The 16,884-nt window shown below is 64.1% G+C and carries 19 protein-coding genes; 4 read left to right on the top strand and 15 right to left on the bottom strand.

Annotated features, from left to right (window positions below; all coding sequences use genetic code 11):
- Positions 1–14: 14 nt before the first annotated feature.
- The 8 genes from ABD742_RS19860 to ABD742_RS19825 all read right to left on the bottom strand — a co-directional run bounded on the left by ABD742_RS19860 (position 15) and on the right by ABD742_RS19825 (position 7,032).
- The gene (locus tag ABD742_RS19860; protein WP_234752336.1) at positions 15–653 is read right to left on the bottom strand and encodes a DUF4232 domain-containing protein; all 639 of its coding nucleotides are present in this window, start codon (positions 651–653) and stop codon (positions 15–17) included.
- Between the two features lie 105 nt (positions 654–758).
- On the bottom strand, positions 759–1,487 hold the full coding sequence (locus ABD742_RS19855) for a YcnI family copper-binding membrane protein (protein WP_234752337.1): 729 nt from the start codon (positions 1,485–1,487) through the stop codon (positions 759–761).
- A gap of 86 nt (positions 1,488–1,573) precedes the next feature.
- Positions 1,574–2,197, bottom strand: a complete 624-nt coding sequence (locus tag ABD742_RS19850) for a hypothetical protein (RefSeq protein WP_234752339.1) — start codon at positions 2,195–2,197, stop codon at positions 1,574–1,576.
- A gap of 64 nt (positions 2,198–2,261) precedes the next feature.
- Positions 2,262–3,515, bottom strand: a complete 1,254-nt coding sequence (locus ABD742_RS19845; protein ID WP_234752340.1) for a hypothetical protein — start codon at positions 3,513–3,515, stop codon at positions 2,262–2,264.
- A gap of 72 nt (positions 3,516–3,587) precedes the next feature.
- Positions 3,588–4,787, bottom strand: coding sequence for a cation:proton antiporter (locus ABD742_RS19840; protein WP_234752342.1), 1,200 nt, complete (start codon positions 4,785–4,787; stop codon positions 3,588–3,590).
- A gap of 39 nt (positions 4,788–4,826) precedes the next feature.
- Positions 4,827–5,222: a hypothetical protein gene (locus ABD742_RS19835; RefSeq protein ID WP_234752344.1), complete on the bottom strand. Its 396-nt coding sequence runs from the start codon at positions 5,220–5,222 to the stop codon at positions 4,827–4,829.
- On the bottom strand, positions 5,215–5,787 hold the full coding sequence (locus ABD742_RS19830) for an SRPBCC family protein (protein WP_234752547.1): 573 nt from the start codon (positions 5,785–5,787) through the stop codon (positions 5,215–5,217). Before ABD742_RS19830 ends, ABD742_RS19835 begins: the two co-directional genes overlap by 8 nt.
- A 93-nt stretch (positions 5,788–5,880) precedes the next feature.
- The gene (locus ABD742_RS19825; RefSeq protein WP_234752346.1) at positions 5,881–7,032 is read right to left on the bottom strand and encodes a sulfite oxidase; all 1,152 of its coding nucleotides are present in this window, start codon (positions 7,030–7,032) and stop codon (positions 5,881–5,883) included.
- 482 nt (positions 7,033–7,514) lie between these two features.
- Here ABD742_RS19825 and ABD742_RS19820 point away from each other — a divergent pair, with 482 nt between their 5' ends.
- From ABD742_RS19820 to ABD742_RS19810, 3 genes are all read left to right on the top strand, one after another.
- On the top strand, positions 7,515–8,117 hold the full coding sequence (locus tag ABD742_RS19820; RefSeq protein WP_234752348.1) for a DUF1214 domain-containing protein: 603 nt from the start codon (positions 7,515–7,517) through the stop codon (positions 8,115–8,117).
- Between the two features lies 1 nt (position 8,118).
- Positions 8,119–8,772 (top strand): DUF1254 domain-containing protein, encoded by a 654-nt coding sequence (locus tag ABD742_RS19815; protein WP_234752350.1) that lies wholly within the window; start codon positions 8,119–8,121, stop codon positions 8,770–8,772.
- An 88-nt stretch (positions 8,773–8,860) separates the two neighbouring features.
- The gene (locus ABD742_RS19810) at positions 8,861–9,166 is read left to right on the top strand and encodes a hypothetical protein (protein WP_234752352.1); all 306 of its coding nucleotides are present in this window, start codon (positions 8,861–8,863) and stop codon (positions 9,164–9,166) included.
- Positions 9,167–9,339: 173 nt separating this feature from the next.
- On the opposite strand, the gene ABD742_RS19805 is transcribed toward ABD742_RS19810, so the two are convergent.
- Together ABD742_RS19805 and ABD742_RS19800 are read right to left on the bottom strand one after the other, a co-directional pair.
- A complete protein-coding gene (locus tag ABD742_RS19805) occupies positions 9,340–9,981 on the bottom strand; it encodes a dihydrofolate reductase family protein (RefSeq protein ID WP_234752354.1) in 642 nt (213 codons plus the stop codon).
- Between the two features lie 88 nt (positions 9,982–10,069).
- Complete coding sequence (locus ABD742_RS19800; protein ID WP_234752356.1) at positions 10,070–10,954, bottom strand: methyltransferase family protein; 885 nt, start codon at positions 10,952–10,954, stop codon at positions 10,070–10,072.
- A gap of 208 nt (positions 10,955–11,162) precedes the next feature.
- Between ABD742_RS19800 and ABD742_RS19795 the strand changes: the two genes are divergently transcribed.
- Positions 11,163–11,636, top strand: a complete 474-nt coding sequence (locus ABD742_RS19795) for a MarR family winged helix-turn-helix transcriptional regulator (protein ID WP_234752358.1) — start codon at positions 11,163–11,165, stop codon at positions 11,634–11,636.
- Here ABD742_RS19795 and ABD742_RS19790 read toward each other — a convergent pair.
- From ABD742_RS19790 to ABD742_RS19770, 5 genes are all read right to left on the bottom strand, one after another.
- Positions 11,633–11,905: a hypothetical protein gene (locus ABD742_RS19790; RefSeq protein ID WP_234752360.1), complete on the bottom strand. Its 273-nt coding sequence runs from the start codon at positions 11,903–11,905 to the stop codon at positions 11,633–11,635. The genes ABD742_RS19795 and ABD742_RS19790 overlap by 4 nt on opposite strands.
- A 406-nt stretch (positions 11,906–12,311) precedes the next feature.
- Positions 12,312–13,094: an SRPBCC family protein gene (locus tag ABD742_RS19785; RefSeq protein ID WP_234752362.1), complete on the bottom strand. Its 783-nt coding sequence runs from the start codon at positions 13,092–13,094 to the stop codon at positions 12,312–12,314.
- A 21-nt stretch (positions 13,095–13,115) separates the two neighbouring features.
- Positions 13,116–13,967, bottom strand: a complete 852-nt coding sequence (locus tag ABD742_RS19780; RefSeq protein WP_234752364.1) for an FAD binding domain-containing protein — start codon at positions 13,965–13,967, stop codon at positions 13,116–13,118.
- Positions 13,964–16,333: a xanthine dehydrogenase family protein molybdopterin-binding subunit gene (locus ABD742_RS19775; RefSeq protein WP_234752366.1), complete on the bottom strand. Its 2,370-nt coding sequence runs from the start codon at positions 16,331–16,333 to the stop codon at positions 13,964–13,966. The genes ABD742_RS19780 and ABD742_RS19775 overlap by 4 nt, the downstream gene beginning before the upstream one ends.
- A complete protein-coding gene (locus ABD742_RS19770) occupies positions 16,330–16,842 on the bottom strand; it encodes a (2Fe-2S)-binding protein (protein ID WP_234752367.1) in 513 nt (170 codons plus the stop codon). The genes ABD742_RS19775 and ABD742_RS19770 overlap by 4 nt, the downstream gene beginning before the upstream one ends.
- Positions 16,843–16,884 lie beyond the last annotated feature (42 nt).

Here is a 16,884-nt window from a genome sequence, read left to right as displayed (position 1 = left end):
CTAAACCCCGCCTCCTACCCCGCCTGGAATGCCTGGACGGTCAGGAGGTTGATATTGGTGTTGCTGCAGGCCGTGCGTTGCTGCGGGATGAACAGCGAGGCGGTGTCCTCGGGTGGGTAGACCCGGAAGCCGGCGGCAGGGGCCTGGGTGCATTCGGGGTAGTTGCCGGCCTGGGTGTAGCGGAGCTGGGCGAAACCGGCCTTCCCCGGAGCGAGAACCACTTGTGTCACAGGCTGGGAGTCGTCGCGGGCGGCAGCCGCGCCGATCGGATCGCCCGTGGCTCCAGACGTGAGTGAGACGCCCGGGAAGCCATTGAGGACGCAGGGTTCCGTGCCGGAGTTGGTCAGTATGAGTTTCATGTAGACGCTGCCTGCCGCTCCGCCCCCTGTGGAGTCGACAGAAGCTGTCAGCGAGCCCGCTTTGCAGAGAGCGACGCCGGATGCCGTCGTCCCGGTGCTCGATGGTGTGGCGCTGCCGCTTGAAGTAGGAGTACTCGAGGCCGAGGCCGACGGTGACGACGAGGCCGAAGCCGTGTCGCTGGGTACGGCTGAGCCCGAGGGCTGTGCCTGGCTTTGGAAACAGCCGGAGAGCAGGAATACCGAGGCTGCTGCCATCGTGAGCAGGAGACCGTTCTTGACTCGCATATTCGTCATGCGCACAGCATTTCGTCGTCATTTGCCGGAGTCAACTGCGGCGCGGCAGCGGCGCCGGATTGGCGTCCGGATCGTGATGTTCCGGACGCCGACCCAGCGGACCCGTTACTTGGACACTGAAGCCTTGGCGGAACGGCTGCGGAAGAAGGCCGCGCCACCCAGCCCCAGCCCTGCTACGCCGGCGATCAGGCCGGCCCAGCTGCGCGCCTGTGAGCCGTCGTCGGTCACGGAAGCTGCCTGCTCTGTGGAGATTGAAGCAGCCATGTGACCATCACCCGCGGCCGCGCCCGCGGCTGTGACGGACACCGACGGAGCCGGAGCCTTCAGCGAGTGCGGGTCCTGGCCGTCCTTCGGGATTTCAGCCCAGTTTGTCTGCCCCAGCTCGCAGTTCTGGAGCGTGGGGAAGTAGAGGGTCCTGCCAGCGGTGTCCGGCAGCTTCACGGACAGGACCAGCGCGTCGCGCAAGTGCGGGTCCAGCGGGGCCTTGGCCGTGTAGACGATCTGGCTGGTGCGTTTGGTGATCGACGTGCCGTCGGCCAGCTTCTTGGGCTCGGGCAGCGTCTGCGTCACCTTCTCGACCGTCCAGTTGGGGTTCACCGTGGGCGTGGCGTCCGTCAGTTCCTCGGGGAGGTTGATGGTCAGCTTGGTGGTGCCCGAGGTGTCGCAACCGTGCGGGACGCCGAAGGTCAGCAGCGCGTACGAGTTGGCGGTGGTTTTGTCCGGGTTGATGGAGACGTGCGCAGAAGCGCCTGCGAGGCCGGCCATCATCAGTGCGGCGGTGCCGCCGGCGATTCCGGTGGCGGAGAGGGCACAGCGGAGTGAGGACTTGTTCATGGTTGTTGCCTTTCAACGGGCGCGCGAAAGCGCGCCGAGGTGCGGGGGATGTGCCCGTCACCAGTTGAAGGCGGTGCCGGGCGGAGTCAGGAGGGTACGACGACGGCGGGCGGGCCGCGTCTGCTGTCTTGCCTGAGGTTCCGCCACGGTCGGGGGATGAATACGGCAGGTGCGCTGAACGCAACAGCTGAGCTGCCGGTGTCGGGCCTGAAGATCAGGAGGATGAGCTGCAGGAGGGGACGGAGCCACGCCTCGAGCTGCCATAGCGTCTGCTCGCCCTTGGCAAGGAGCAATGCCGAAGCGGCGGTGGCGAGGGCGTGTCCCGTCAGCATCAACCAGCTGAGGGGAGTGTCGACCTCGTGAAAATGCACCGTTTCAGCGCCCAGCGGCGGGGAAAGGTGCTCGGCCGCCAGATGGTGTGCCGGTGATCCCGGAGCCGGGACGGTGAGCGGACCGAATGCCGTGAAGGCTTCATGCAGGACCAGCTGGCCGGCTCCCAGAAGCGCGGCAATGACCGGCAATCCGAGCCTGAACCGGGTGGCAAGCGTGGTGACGAGCCCGGTCAATGCGAGGACGGCCAGCAAGACCGGCGCGACGGGAAGCGCACCGCCGGAGAGCACGTGGGCCCCTGCCGCGAGGGCAACAATCGCAACCGCCAGGGCGCCCGAACGCATGGCATGGAAAGGTGTCCGGGCATGCGATGCGCGCACGGAATCCTCCCTCGGTAGCCTTCAAGCGGGTGGTTGACCGTCCAGTACCGGCTGGTCAACCCGGTCATTCTACCGGTGGTTCGTGGCCGGTTGGCTGTCGGATGGGTCGTGTGACGGGCCCGGCTCGAAATCGTCCTCCATGGCAAGAACCAGGGCGAGCGCCGGGATCACGCACTGGATGACCACCGGGGAAACGGTGTAGTGGGTGTCGACGTTGACGAGACCAAGATCGGCGAGGCTGGCCAGTTCGCGGAGCGCCCGCATAGCCTCGAAAGCGGGCAACGCGCTGTCCGCCGATTTGTTCTCTGCCGCCCTCTCGAGTTCGTCCGCACTGACGGGCTCTCCAGTGGTTCCCTTCAGTAGGACGCTGGCTAGAGTTGCATTTGTCCCGTGGACCTTCCTCCGACATGCTGCCCGAATCCATCACAGCACTGGCAAGGAATACCGTGAGGAACTCACGCCGAGTCTGAAGTCTCGAATCCAGGTCCGGGGAGTGCCACGATTCTGCGCCTGCGCCGGGCGCGGCACGCGTCGATCCAATCGACAGGACATCGATGTCCACCAGCGCAGCCCAGATTTCGCGCAGCACGGGGACCTCGTGCATGGAGCCGACTTCAAATGACTCAGGATCGCCGTCGCCGTCGCCTTGGCCCTCCGAGAGAGGCCGTTTCCCGGTCCTTTTCCCTCTGGCCTTCACTCCTACTGCTCCGGCAGCACCTTCAATGTCCTTCAGCCGGAGCACGCCGGTGCTGGTGACATCCTTTCCGGCTCCAAGCCACTCCAGCAAACGTCTGGTCAACTGGAGAACCGGGAGTTCCTGGAACGCCCGGTCCTGCTCTTCGTCGGAGAGCTCCGGGATGTCGCCAGGAAGATCCATTTCCCCGGCAGCTTCTTCGCTGAGGAGCATGTGGACGACGAAATAATCTTCCTCGGTCCCCGACCAGAGGCCCGTTTCAAAGAGGAATTCAACGTAAAGGTGCAAGTAATCGAAGATCTCGACAAGCGCCTCATCGCTGTCAGACTCGTCAAGCATGACGGCAAGGGCAAGGGCTGCGTCGTCCAAACTGTCGGGGTCAAAGCTGGTTGCAGAGCTTTCTTCGCTGATCGCGTGGTTTGCCGTGATGAAGAGTTTGACTATCTGCAAGCACTGAAGGGCGTCTTCGGCGTCACTAAATCTTTCGTACCAGCGAACGAAATCCGGGGTAAAGGAGTCGACTACGCGATGGTTGAGGACCAACTGCAAAGGCATTTTCGGGGCCGACGGCACTGCCTTCAGGTGCCCGCCGCGGGCCTTTGGCTTTTTCGTTTTCCGGCTCATGGCCACTCCTTTAGTTCCCGGGCTCATAACTACCGCATTGACGTTACCCGAACCAATACGCGGCTTGAGGAATCAAGCAGTTATTGCCGGACCGCCTTCCGACGGCTTGCCTGCCGGGCCTTTGCCTGCCGGATCCGGCGCGGCCTCCGAAAAGCTGCGAGCCGCCCGCGAGCCCGCGATGGTGCTCGCCCCGATGCTGATGAGGGCGCCGAGGATCATGGCGGCGGCTTCTCCCGGCTCCAGCAAATGCAATTGGGAGCCGATAGTGGCGGCTGCAACCGGTACTCCCAATTGGGACGACGCCAGCACTGCGAGCGGCAGGGGCTGCCCGAGGGCCCGGAGGCTCCCGTGCACCACCAGCGTGCCGAAGCCAAGGCAGATCCCGAGGAGGATCATCCGTGGGCTGCCCGCGAGGGTCCGCAGGTCAAGCGATGCGCCCAGCCAAACGAAGAACACCGGTCCCAGGAAACCATCGCTCACGGCGAAGAGCTGGTGCGCCAGGCGACGGGGTTCGCCCACCGCGGAGACCACCAGGCCGAACGAGAACCCGGCCAGCATGATGGAGACGTGGCCCAGGACTGCGAGTCCTGAAAGTGCGAAGAGTAAGGCCAGTTGGATCCGCAGTTCCAGTGCGAACTTCCGGTCCTCGGACATGTCATGCAACCGTCCGCGGTTGCCGCTGTCCTCCAGCCAGCGAAGCACAAAGAACAAGACCAGCGCGCAAGCCGCGACGATGGCTGCCCCCACGGCTGCCCGGCCGGCGTTAGGCGGGTCAACGGCTAACGGAAGCGCCACAATGCAAGCGATGTCGGCGATCGCCACTTGCGCCGTCGTCGTCAGGACCTTCGGCCCTGTCAACCGAAGCGAGTCGACGATCGGCAAGACCAGCGCTGCGGAGGAGGACGCGAGCAGAACGATGTAGAGGGGAGCGTGTCCGGTGCCGAAGGCAAAGGCGATGACGACTCCGACGACGGCGGCCAGCACCGCGGCGACGCCGGCGCGCAGGGCGCCGCTACCCAGGGCAGGGCGGATGGCTTTGTCCCGCACGGGGACATGCGTTCCGGCGACGAACATGATGAGGGCGAACCCGACGTCGGCTACAAAGGTGAAGGTGGGATCCGAAGAGTCCACCAGTCCCAGACCCGTGCGTCCGATCACGATGCCCGCCAGCAACTGCCCCAGCACAACGGGAAGGTGCCATTTCCGGGGCAGCGCCAGGAGCGGACCGAGGAGCGCGACCGTGGCGATCAGCGCAAGCTGAAAGAACGACACGTTCCTCCTTCTTCGGGCATCGCGGTTGGCCTGCGGTGGTTACCGGGGCGCATCAGCCAGTTTCAGGGGAATGTCCGTGTTTTCGTTTGTGTAGTAGCTTGCGCACACCCGGTGATATCCATCGGCCACCTGCGCAGGCATGCCCGTGGCCAGATCTCCCCGGACCATCAGGATGGGCGAGAGCTTCTTGCCCTCCTTGATCTTCTTCAGGTCCGAGGCCACGTGGGCGTTGTCTTCCGGGAGCAACGCCAAGCGGGCCGCCCGGAGAATGTCCTTGGCCTTGCGGTGCTGGATGGGCGCCTCCTTGAGGGCGGCGACCACCGAGGCCACCACGTGGTCGGATTCCAGCAGGGAAAGGTAGTCTGCGGCGCTCGGATAGTCCTGGTCCTCGGGCTCCAACAACCAGCGGACTTCGCCCTTGTTATCGTCAGGCATGCGTTGTACTCCTTGGCCAGCGGTATCGGCTTGCAAACCTAGGCGGCGCCGGACGGGGGACCTTGGAAAGGTCCGTGCCGGGACGTCGTCGTCGTAATTCAAGGGCGAGGCTTTCTTGACCGCGGGCCATCGCCCAATGGTGATTCGCGGCAAAAGCGGGCTTGAGCAGCCAGCTTAGTCTTCGGAGCAGAGGTTTCGATGTACTGACCCGCCAGTCATAGGTGACCGCCGTTTCCGGGCCGTCCTGTTCGAAAGTCCAGCGCCCGGTACCATGCAGGTCACCGCTCGCCGCGATCGCGAAACCTCGCTCCGTGATGGGTTCGGTGACCGTGAACCTCCAGCGAAGCGTGTAAGGCAGCCAACCTTTGGAGTGCAGGGAGAAGGCTTTTCCCGTACCGTCCGCATTTCCCGGATCCAGCGGAACAACCCTCAGATACACCGAAGGCCACCAGCGGGGCAGTGTTCCGGCGTCGCCCAAAATATCCATGACCTCATGCGGGGTCCCCGCGACGCGCCAGACCGTGAGGAACTCGTAGTCGGCGTTGCTCTTGGATGTGCCGCCCATTGCTGCCTCCAGGGCGCGGATGGATAGTGGACTCACAGTACTCATGCCGTCGCACCCGGTCAACGGCCCGGCTTCGGCGTGCCCGCGGGCAGGTTACTGCCGGACGGTCACAGTCAGCCGTTGGATGTCATTGTTTCCCATGCCTTGATAGTTCCACTCCGGCGCCTCTGGCTGGGTCTGCCCGGTGGAATCCGTCGCACGGCATGCCAACTCGTGGGAACCGGGCGTTGCGATCCACGTGAACGTCCATCCGCGCCACGCATGCCGGCCGGTGGGAGCCTGAAGTTCGGCCTGCTCCCAGACCCCGTCCACACAGACTTCCACGCTGTCCACGGTTCCTTTCCCGGACCAGGCCCGGCCGCTCAGCTGGACCGGTCCAGCGTCCACGGTGCGTTGCCGCGTGAAGAAATCGGGAACGCCGGGGGGAACCATGAGGGAACGGACTTTGATCCGCTGGACGGGCTCGCCGGTGTCGTCTGCGTCTTGGGTATAGCGGTAGGAGTCGAGCTGTTGGTAACCGTCGAAGCTGTGGTCTATTGCCTCGATGGACTGCAGCCATTTGACGCTCGTCATCCCGTACCAGCCCGGGACGAGCAGCCGGACGGGGTAGCCATGCTGCGGTGGCAGTGGCTGGCCGTTGACCTCGTAGGCGAGCAGGACGTCGTCGGACATTGCTTCCGCGAGCGTCAGGCTGCGCGCGTATTGATGCTCCACACCGCCCTGGATCCCGCGGTCCGCGCCCGTGAAGACGAGCTCGACGGCGTCGGGTGACACGCCGGCGTCGAGCAGCAACGGAGCGAGCGGGGTACCGGTCCACTCGGCGGTGCCCACTCCACCCTGGTCCCATGGTTGGCTCACGGGCCGCGGTTCCAGCCGCGAGCGGCCGTTGCCGGCGCACTCCATTGTGACTGCCTGGGTGCGGCGCTCGCGGTGCTGTAGGTCAGGCAGGGTGTACTCGTGCGGATGGTCCACGAGCCCGCCGATATTCAGCCGCCACGAAACGGGATCGATCTGGGGAACGTCGAAATGGACCAGGAGATAGTGCATGCCCAGCGGTGTGACGGGCCATCGGAGCATTTCCAACGGCAAGGCGTGGTTGCGCGAAGCCAGTTGCAGTTCTTCGCGGGTGATGGGACCGGTTGTTGGGCTGGCCGGTGCGGTTGGTTCTGTCGGAGCAGCGGGGGCGGTGGGGGCCGGGGTGGCAACAGCGGCGCCTTCCGCTGTGCGGCGGGTATTGACGCTCATGCTCCCAGTATGGGCGCCCGGGACGGTAGTGTCACTGGAATTTGCCCTGGGCAACGAGGCGCCTCTCGGAAGCGGGGCTTTCGGGACGTGTGCGCGCTCGGCGACGTGGGCGCGCTGCGGGCTGCGGTCCGGAGTCCGCGTCCGATGTCGGGCTGTTGGGAAAGTATTCTTCATTGAGTTGGTCTTTGGCGCTCGCGCTCCTGGACTGAGACAGATTAAGAAGGAGAGCCTCCATGAAGAACCGAGCCCCACGACTCGACGTGAGTGGTGTTCTCCTTGTTTGGGCCCTGATCTTCGGGCTTTGGCAACCTTTTGTATTGTGGCGGGGGATTGTCGCTGCCGTATGTTTGATCGTCGCGCTGTGGGGTTTTGTTGCTTGGTACCGGCGTCGTCTTAGGCAAGGGCGTTAGCGCACTTAATTGCAGGGCGGCTGGCGGTGCGGAAAAGCGCTCAGCCCTTTAGCTCAGTGGTAGTTTGCGGTTATGGCTAATGCCCTCGCGTGGTTCTCACAGTCCGGTGTCGTACAAGGATTGATTCTCGGGGCCGTGCTGGCGTTCTTGACGGCGATCCTCGTGATGAATGCCGTGGGGAGGGCGGTCACAACGACTGTCAACGGTTGGAGTGCCATCCGCAAATGCGGCCAGCCCGGCAACGGAGTCCTCGTGCGGGCCGCCTGCGCCAAAGCCCTTCCCATCGTGAATGTGTTTGAGGAGGCCGCGTATTGGACGACCACGGTGGATGGCTCAGGGCAAACGCTAAGCGGCGGGCATGGATACGTCCTGCATTTTCCTGCCGGGAAACTCCCCCCGAGTGACGCCTTCTGGTCGCTCACTCCGACCGATACCGTCGGGTATATGGTGAACAATCCAACAAACCGCTACAGCGTCGGTGACCGTTCACCTCTCGCGGAGAACGCCGACGGTTCTGTCGATATCCATCTCCAACATGAGGCTCCGGACGGGCACGAGCAGAACTGGCTGCCAATTCCATCCGGGAAGTTCAAGCTGATGTTCCGCGTATATCTGCCTGGCGCGGCGATTCTCGACGGCACGTACCAATTGCCGCGCATTGTCAGGGCGCAGTGAGATGAACCGGCTCATCTTGAAGTACGGACGTCCACTTACGGCCGTCATTCTGGCGGTCTTCGCTTGGGTCATCTACCGGCGGATCGCCAACGGGGACGGGATCATTCCACTCGTCATAGCGGCAGTCATCGTCTGGGGGCTCGGCGCACCCGCGTTCATCTACCTCTGGCCGCGACTCACGGTCAATGGATACAAGAGGGCGATTCTCAAGCATGGGTTCGGTGAGGGCCCGATCCCCGTCAACACGCTGTACGCCGTGCCCGGCACCTCTTCGCCGTCGACGTCGCGCGGGAGTCTTATGGCAACCGGAGCCGACGATTTGCTCTACGTCGGCGGCTGGCTCGACGTGAGCAAGGGGCCTCAAGTCCTACACGTACCGGACATGGCAGGGCGCTACTTCAGCGTGCAGTTCACCGACCCGTCGGAAAGCACAAACTTTGCCTACGTCGGCAAACGCACGACGGGAACCAAAGCCGGCGACTATGTTCTCAGCGGGCCTGGATGGAACGGAACCGTACCGAACGGCATGACGCAGATTTCTTCGCCAAGCCATTCCGCGCTCGTCATTGGCCGTGTCTTCGTCGAAAGCGACAGCGATCTTCCGACCGCTTACGCGCTTGCGAAGAAAATACAACTCGCGCCGCTGAAACAGTAGCGGTCGACGTAACCGGCAAGGTACGACGGCGAACGGCTCGCCGATGACTTGCCGAAAGTCCCTTTTCAGGACACCGGAGGAGATCAGAATGTCTGCAACGCTCAAGCTGACGCACAGGACCATCGGGGTGGAAGTCCGGCGCGGCACGTACGAGGCCATTGTCGACGGGAAACATGCCGGGGCTGTCGAACTGAACGAGACAATCGACATAACGGTCGAACCTGGACATCACACCCTGCAGGTCCGAAATGGCCGAAATTCGAGCAGGACCAAGTCTTTCGACGTCGCCGAGGGCGAGATCGCGAGATTCCGGTGCGGCGGGAAGAGCCCCCTACCGATCTTTCTCTTGTCTTTCGCCGTTCCCAGCCTGGCGCTCACGCTCAAACGGGAGTAGATGCAGCCCATTCAGGAACCGGAGCACTCCTCTTCGGTGGGTGCCTCGCGGTCGGTGTGGAGGTTCGCGATCAACCTTTCGAGGCAACCCGCGCACTCGTACCCGATGCCCTTGACCTCCGCGCCTGGCTTGCCTCGTCAAACTGGTATCCGGGCGCGTGACCAGCTACCGGGTTATCGGCGAAAGGTGACGTGGATGATGCCGCTTTCGGCGGTCTCTGACGTGACGGTGTATTCGCTTTCCAGCCCCCGGAGATCGTCCCAGAGCCGTATTCCGCTACCGAGCAGGATGGGTGTGATCGCGACGTGTAGCCGATCGACAAGTCCGGCACTGAGGTAGTCGCGCACAACGGTAGGGCCACCTCCGATACGCACATCCTTTTCACCCGCGGCACTGAGCGCTCGTTCAAGCACTTCTTCGGGGCTGGTATCTACGAAGTGGAAAGTTGTTCCGCCGGCCATCGTGATGTCAGGGCGGGGCGTGTGAGTGAGGACGAATACCGGGACGCGGAAGGGCGGCTCGTCGCCCCACCAGCCCTTCCACTCGGGGTCATCGGGGAAGTTATGGAACCCGAACATGCCGGCCCCCATAATCTCCGCTCCGACCCCCTCGAAGTAGGCCGCTGCGTATTTGTCGTCGACGCCGGACGTTCCTTCTCCACTCGTGTCATGCAAGACCCGCTCACGGAACGTGCGGGTGGACGTATATGCCTCAACCAGGCGGCCCCAATCCGACCCGAACGGATTCTCCGGAGTTGCGTCGGTGGTCGTGGCGAAACCATCCAGCGAGATATTCAGGTCAACTCGAACAGCCATGGTGAAGGTCCCCTCAGATCAGTGGTTGCGTTATGCAATCACCATACTGGTGGTGAGATCATCGGCACGGAAGAATTCACGGGAGAAATCATCGTTTGTGAGAGCGGGTCCTCCACACCCGCGGTACCCAGCAGCGCACGGCGTCGCGGTATTGCCGGAATTCTTCGCCGAACCGTTCCTCCAGGTCAGATTCCTCGAGCGGCCTGACAACGTAATTCCACACCAGCGAGCCGACGACGGCGTAGGCCACCACCAGCCATGACTGCAGGATGACACCGACTGCGGCGCCCTGGAGAATGCCCGCGGCCGCCATTGGATTACGGATCCAGCGATACGGACCTGCGATGACCAGATGGTTGGGCATTGCCGATGGCAGAGGCGTGCCGTCTCCTAATGTCGACATCGCTACGGCCGCCGAGATGCCAAGGGCGCTGGCGAGTACCAGCACCGTGACACCCACAGGAGGTGCAAACGACGGAAACGGGAGTGCCACGGCCCAGCGCTGTTCGAGAAAAGCAACCGTAAACGGAATCACCGCCAGGAAGAACCCCCAGAAGAGGACAATTTGCCCGAATGTTGAGACCACGTGGGTTGCGGCGGTCGGTCGGGGGATTGCGGGACGGAATGCGAACGGACCGCGGATGATCCACGCTGTCGGTACACGCCCGAGCAAGACAAGGCAGAGCGCGATCAGCGAACCCACAGTCGCAGCGCCCATGCCTAGTACGCCCCAGCCCGCTTCGGTTGTGACGGTGGCGTATCCCGCCAGCGCGACGGCGACAATACCCGTCCAAGCGGTACTCACCACCGCGGCGGCCTTAACGCCAAATGCCGCGATGGCCGAGGCCATAACAAACAAAGGAATGTCGAAGACGGCAACCGCAACCGGGCCGAGGTTACCGAGGGTCGCCTCGCGCACAACCGGCGACAGGAAAACTGCGGCCCACCACGAAAAACCGGCAATCGCCTGCATGGCGAAATAAGCTCTGCCCCACCAAACTGCTCCGCCCCGCCGAATCAAGGGCGTCACGGGCTCAACCCAAACATCCGTAGTCCCCATCGAAGGCAATTTTGGCCTCAGCCTACCGAATTCGAACGCTGGGTCCGTCTAGAGGTGACCGCCGCAGGAGTAGTAAACCCCTCAACCTCCACAAAATCCCCTCACGGCTACAATGAGATATATGCCGGACATTGAGCGTTGGCCCACCGGACGGTTGCTGTCCACGGCGGCCCGGCTGGTGGAACACGCTTGGGACGAGAATCTCAGGGCGATCGGCCTCACCCACGCCGGTGTCATCGCCCTGGAGGTTCTTTCAGCCACCGGCCCTATCACCCAGACCGCGCTCGCGCAGATCGTCCGCGTGCAGGCCCAGACCATGGGGCAGACCCTCAGCAGGCTCGAGGCCCACGGCCACGTAAGCCGCCGTCGAAGTTCCGAGGACCGCAGGGTACACGTCGTTTCGCTGACCGACGCCGGCAGGGAAGCGCTTGAGCGGGCGGTCGAATCGGAACAACAGGTTCTTGCCCAGGTGTCGATCGATACGTCGATGTTCAGGCAGGAATTGAAAACAGTCGTGCGCGAACTGGCAGACCGACAAGCACCAGGGGGAGCCGGCGCCGGCGCCACTTTAGCCTCCGCGGCACGGGAAGACTAGTCCGAGGAAACCTCGATGGCGGAGCGCCCACCGGGCGTAGGACCCTCACCCCGCTCGGACCGCTCACCGCGCGCGGACCGCTCACCGCGCGCAGCCATCTCATCCAGGACCGCGTCGTACCAGGACTTGACCCCGAACTCAGGCTTCCCGACGTCGAGCAGCCTGAAGAGAGCGTCGGCCAAAAAGTTGAGCTCCACAACGGACAACTTCGCAAGCCCCTGGACTGGGTCCAGTTCGCCTTCCAGGCATGAGATGAGGAGCGCGTTCACAGCGCGGCTCCAAGCGTGGGGGCAGCCACGTAAGAGGACTTGGAAGGGAAGTGGGTCCGGCGGGTCATGGGGTCACTCCATGGAATGAGTTCCTAGGGCCGCTGCATAACCCACCCTGATGATATCGACACGCCGAGGCGCGCGGTAAGCGCGCCGCGCCGCCCGAATGCGGCATCCACGCAGCCTTGCAATGGCTTCCTGTGAGCGAAATTAGTTCGACGATCCATGGACGCCGTCGGATTTTGCTGGATCATTCTCTTCGCCCAAGTTGCCGGTCCCGTGATTCCGCGGGCCCGGAATTTGTCCATTCGAATGATTGAGCAGAATCCGACATCCGAGCGAAGACGATCCTGGGACGGACATGACGCGCCCGGGATTTACACACGTTTTGTCCTATAACCCGCGTTCAGTCCCTCCTGCGTCGCCGGACAAGCCAAACCACCAGGGCCAGGACAGCGGCGGCGCAAAGCACGGGGCCGAAACGGCGCACCAGCACCGGCCACACGGCCGAGCCAAGATCCAATTCCGACGACGGCGCGATTGGCGCGGACGGCGGTGGAGGTGCAGCCGCGGCCGCGGACACAGGTGCCGCCGGAGGCTCGGTCACCGACGCTGCAGGACCCGCGGCGGGGGGCCCGACGGCGGCAGGCCCGACAGCAGCCTCCCCAGGCTCCGCTGCCCCAGCCGCCCCGGACTCTGCAGACGCAGCCGAGCCTCCGGCGGCGGGCTCGATATCGCTTGGAGCCCCGCCGCCCGCCTTCCCGATCACGCACTGGACAAACTGCTCCAGCAATTTGTCCGAGATGTCCTGGATGACGCCCCGGCCGAATTGGGCCGGTTTGCCGGTGACGTTCATATCCGTGGTCACGTCCACGGAGGTGCCGTCGCCGTCGCGCGTCAGGACTGCAGTCACGGTAGCGCCAGCCGTGCCGTTGCCGCGTTTATCCTTGCCCGTGGCCGAAATGACCACCGTATGCGTCTCCTGGTTGCGCTCGAGGAATTCGCCGGTGCCGGTGTAGATCATGGCGATCGGCCCGAGCTTGACCTTGACCGTTCCAGTGAACTGCTCGCCGCTCACGGACGTGAGGGTCGCCCCTGGGAAACAAGGCGCGATGTCTTCCAGTTGGTTGAAGGAATGCCAGGTGTCCTCCAGCGAACTGGGAACCACGAAGTGATGTTTGAGTTCCACGTCTCCCTCCGCCCGTTTCCGCTAGAGCCCGGCGGCCGCGAAGACGGCCCGCTTGGTCAGGACTTCGGCCAGGTGGCGGCGGTAGCCCGCGTCCCCATTAAGGTCGCTGGCGGGATCGGTCCCCTCGGCAGCGTGTGCGCTCGCGGTGGCGATCGCTTCCCGGGTCAGCGGGGCCCCCGCGAGTGCCTGTTCGACGGCGGTCGCCCGCAATGGCGTGCTGGCCATGTTGGTCAGGCCGATCCTGGCCTCGGCGATGGCGCCGCCTTCCACCCGGACCATCGCGGCCACAGAGACGATGGACCACTGCTGGGCCACGCGGGTGAATTTCTCATAGTGCGCGCCCCACCCGGTGTACTTCGGCACCCGAATATGGGTGAGGATCTCGCCGTCGTCGACGGCGGTGGTGAAGTACCCCTGGAAGAAGTCCGCCGCTGCCACCCGGCGTTCCCCGTTCGGACCTGCCAGGATGAACGTCGCGTCCGCGGCCAGCACCGGCGCGGGCATGTCGCCCGCCGGGTCTGCGTGCACCAGAGCGCCGCCGAACGTGCCGCGGTGGCGGACCTGCGGATCCGCGACCGTCGCCGCGGCCTTGGCCAGCAAGGGCACGTGCTCGGCAATAAGCGGGTCGGTGGCGATCTGGTGGTGGGTCGTCATGGCTCCGATCAGCAGAGCATCACCGTCGTCGCGGACCCCGGACAACTCGACGATCCGGCCCAAGTCGACCACCATTGCCGGGTCGGCCAGGCGCAGCTTCATCACGGGGATCAGGCTTTGGCCCCCGGCCAGCAGCTTCACGTCGCCGGCGTCGGCCAGCACGCTCAGCGCTTCCGCCACCGTAGCCGGAGCGGCGTAATCGAATGCGCTCGGAATCATTGCACACCTCCGGTCGTCTTGGCTTCTTCAAGGGCGGCCCACACGCGCGACGGCGTACAGGGCATCTTGATGTCCTTCACTCCAAGGTGCCGTACCGCGTCCAGCACTCCGTTGACAATGGCAGGCGTCGAGGCGATGGTTCCCGCCTCGCCGACTCCCTTGGCCCCCAACTGGTTGGTGGTCGAAGGGGTCTCGGTGCGCGCCGTCGTGAAGTGCGGCAGATCCGGCGCGCCGGGCACGAGGTAGTCCACGAACGAGCCCGTGACCAGGGTCCCGGCGTCGTCGTGCACGGCCTCCTCATAGAGGGCCTGCGCGATCCCCTGCGCCAGGCCGCCGTGGACCTGGCCCTCCACAATCAGCGGATTGACCACCACCCCGACGTCGTCCACGCAAACGTACTTGCGGATAGTGACCTGTCCGGTCTCGGTGTCCACTTCCATGGCGGCCAGATGGGTGCCGTGCGGGAAGGAGAAGCTCTGCGGATCGAAGGTGGCATCCGAGTCCAGATTGGGCTCGAATCCGTCCGGCAGGTTGTGCGCCGAGAAGGCGGCGAAGGCGACTTCACCGAACGCCGTGGACTGATCAGTGCCCTTGACGCTGAACTTGCCGTCCGCGAACTCGATATCCTCCTCGCTGACCTCCATCATGTGCGCTGCCAGAACCTTGGCCTTCTCAATCACCTTGTCAGCCGCGGCCAGCACCGCCATGCCGCCGACGGTCAGCGAGCGGGAGCCGTAAGTGTCCAGGCCCCGCTGGGAGATCTGGGTATCACCGTGCAGCACCTCGACATTTTCGAACGGCACGCCGAGCCTGTCCGCCACGAGCTGGCTCCACGCGGTTTCGTGGCCCTGGCCGTGGGGGGAGGTGCCGGTGACCACCTCGATGTTGCCAGTGGGCAGCACGCGCACCTGGGCGTGCTCCCAGCCGCCGGCGGCGTAACTGAGCGCGCCAAGCACCCGTGACGGAGCCAGGCCGCACATTTCGGTGAACGTGGAGATGCCGATGCCGAGTTGGACGGGATCGTTGGCCTCGCGGCGCCTGGCCTGCTCTGCCCGGAGTTCGTCGTAGCCAAAGAGCTCCAGGGCCTTCGCCGTGGCCGCCTCGTAGTTGCCGCTGTCGTATTCGAGTCCGGTGACAGTGGTGAAGGGGAATTCCTCGTGTTTGATCCAGTTCTTTTTCCGTACTTCCAGGGGATCCATGCCCAGTTCGACGGCGAGTTCATCCATCAGGCGCTCTATCGCAAAGGTGGCCTCCGGCCGGCCTGCGCCGCGGTAGGCGCCAGTCCACGCCTTGTTGGTGAAGACGTTGTTGCATTCCAGTCGGTATGCCGGGAACTTGTAGATGGCGTTGTACATGAACGCGCCAAGGATCGGGATGCCCGAGCCGATCAGGCCCAGGTAGGCGCCCATGTCCGCCAGCAGCTGGATGTCCAGCCCGGTGACGATCCCGTCCTTCGTGGCCGCGAGCTTCACCTTCTGCACTTGTGCCCGGCCGTGATGCCCGGACTGCAGGGACTCGCTGCGGGTTTCGGTGTATTTGCAGGGCTTGCCGACCCGCCGGGCTGCCATAAGGGTGATGAATTCCTCCGGGATCACCGTCAGCTTTCCGCCAAAACCGCCACCCACGTCGGGGGCGATCACACGCACCTTGTTTTCCGGGATTCCCAGCGTCAATGCCAGAATCAGCCGCAGAATATGCGGTATCTGCGTGGACGACCACATGGTGATTTGCTCACTCGTAGGGTCAACCACGATCGAGCGCGGTTCCATGAAAGCCGGGATGAGGCGCTGTTGATAAAAAGTGCGTTCGATGAGGACCTCGGCGTTCGCCAACGCCTCGGCGATCGGCTTGCCTGTGCCGGCTTCGCCCGAGTCAAACACCCACGTCGCCGAGAGATTGGAGTCCAGGCTCGAGTGGGCCAGCACTTTGTCCGTGAATGCTTCCTCCAGATCCAGGACCACCGGAAGTTGGTCGTAGCTGACGTCCACGAGTTCGACGGCGTCCCGCGCCGCCGCGGCGCTGCGGGCAACGATGCAGGCCACTACCTCGCCGGCAAAGGCCACCTCGTCGACCGCGATCGATGGGAACGCGGGTGCCTTCTGGTCGGCGGTGACGGGCCAGACGTTGGGCAGGCTGCCCTGTTCCGCGGCCAGATCGGCTCCGGTGAGCACAGCGACGACGCCGGGTGAAGACTTCGCAGCGGAGGCGTCGATCGACGTGATCTTCGCATGGGCGAACGGGCTGCGGACCATTGCCAGATGCAGCATGCCGGGCAGCGTCATGTTGTCGGTGTACCTGGAGCGCCCCGTGATGAGGTGGGCATCTTCCTTGCGGAGGCGGGGCCTGCCGACTTCGGCGATGGTCATGCCACACCTGCCGTTTCCGATTCGTCGCTGTCTGAGGACACCGTGCCGTCAGCGGCGGACTGCACCGCGGCAACGATGTTCTGGTACCCGGTGCACCGGCAGAGGTTCCCCTCGAGGCCGTCCCGGATTTCCTGCTCGGTGGGGTGTGGGTTTTCGGCGAGAAGGGACGCCGATTGCATGATCATGCCGGGCGTGCAGAAGCCGCATTGCAGCGCATGGCATTGGTGGAAGGCTTGCTGCAGCGGGGCGAGCTTGCCGTCCCGGGCCAGGCCTTCGATGGTGGTGACGTTGTGGCCGTCTGCCTGAACCGCGAACATGGTGCAGGATTTGACGCTGACCCCGTCCAGATGGACGGTGCAGGCGCCGCAGTTGGTAGTGTCGCAGCCGATCAATGTGCCGGTCTTGCCAAGCCGTTCGCGCAGGTATTGGACCAGCAGCAATCGTGGCTCGACATCGTCTGTGTAGCTCACATCATCGACTTCGACGGTGATCGTCTTGGAACTCGCCATTGGGATCTCCTGTCGCTTGGAGGACGAGCACGACTGCCCGGC

This window comes from Arthrobacter ramosus, from assembly GCF_039535095.1.
GTDB classification, from domain to species: domain Bacteria; phylum Actinomycetota; class Actinomycetes; order Actinomycetales; family Micrococcaceae; genus Arthrobacter; species Arthrobacter ramosus.
Note: the sequence above shows the minus strand (reverse complement) of the source record. Positions and strands in the feature narration are given on the sequence as shown.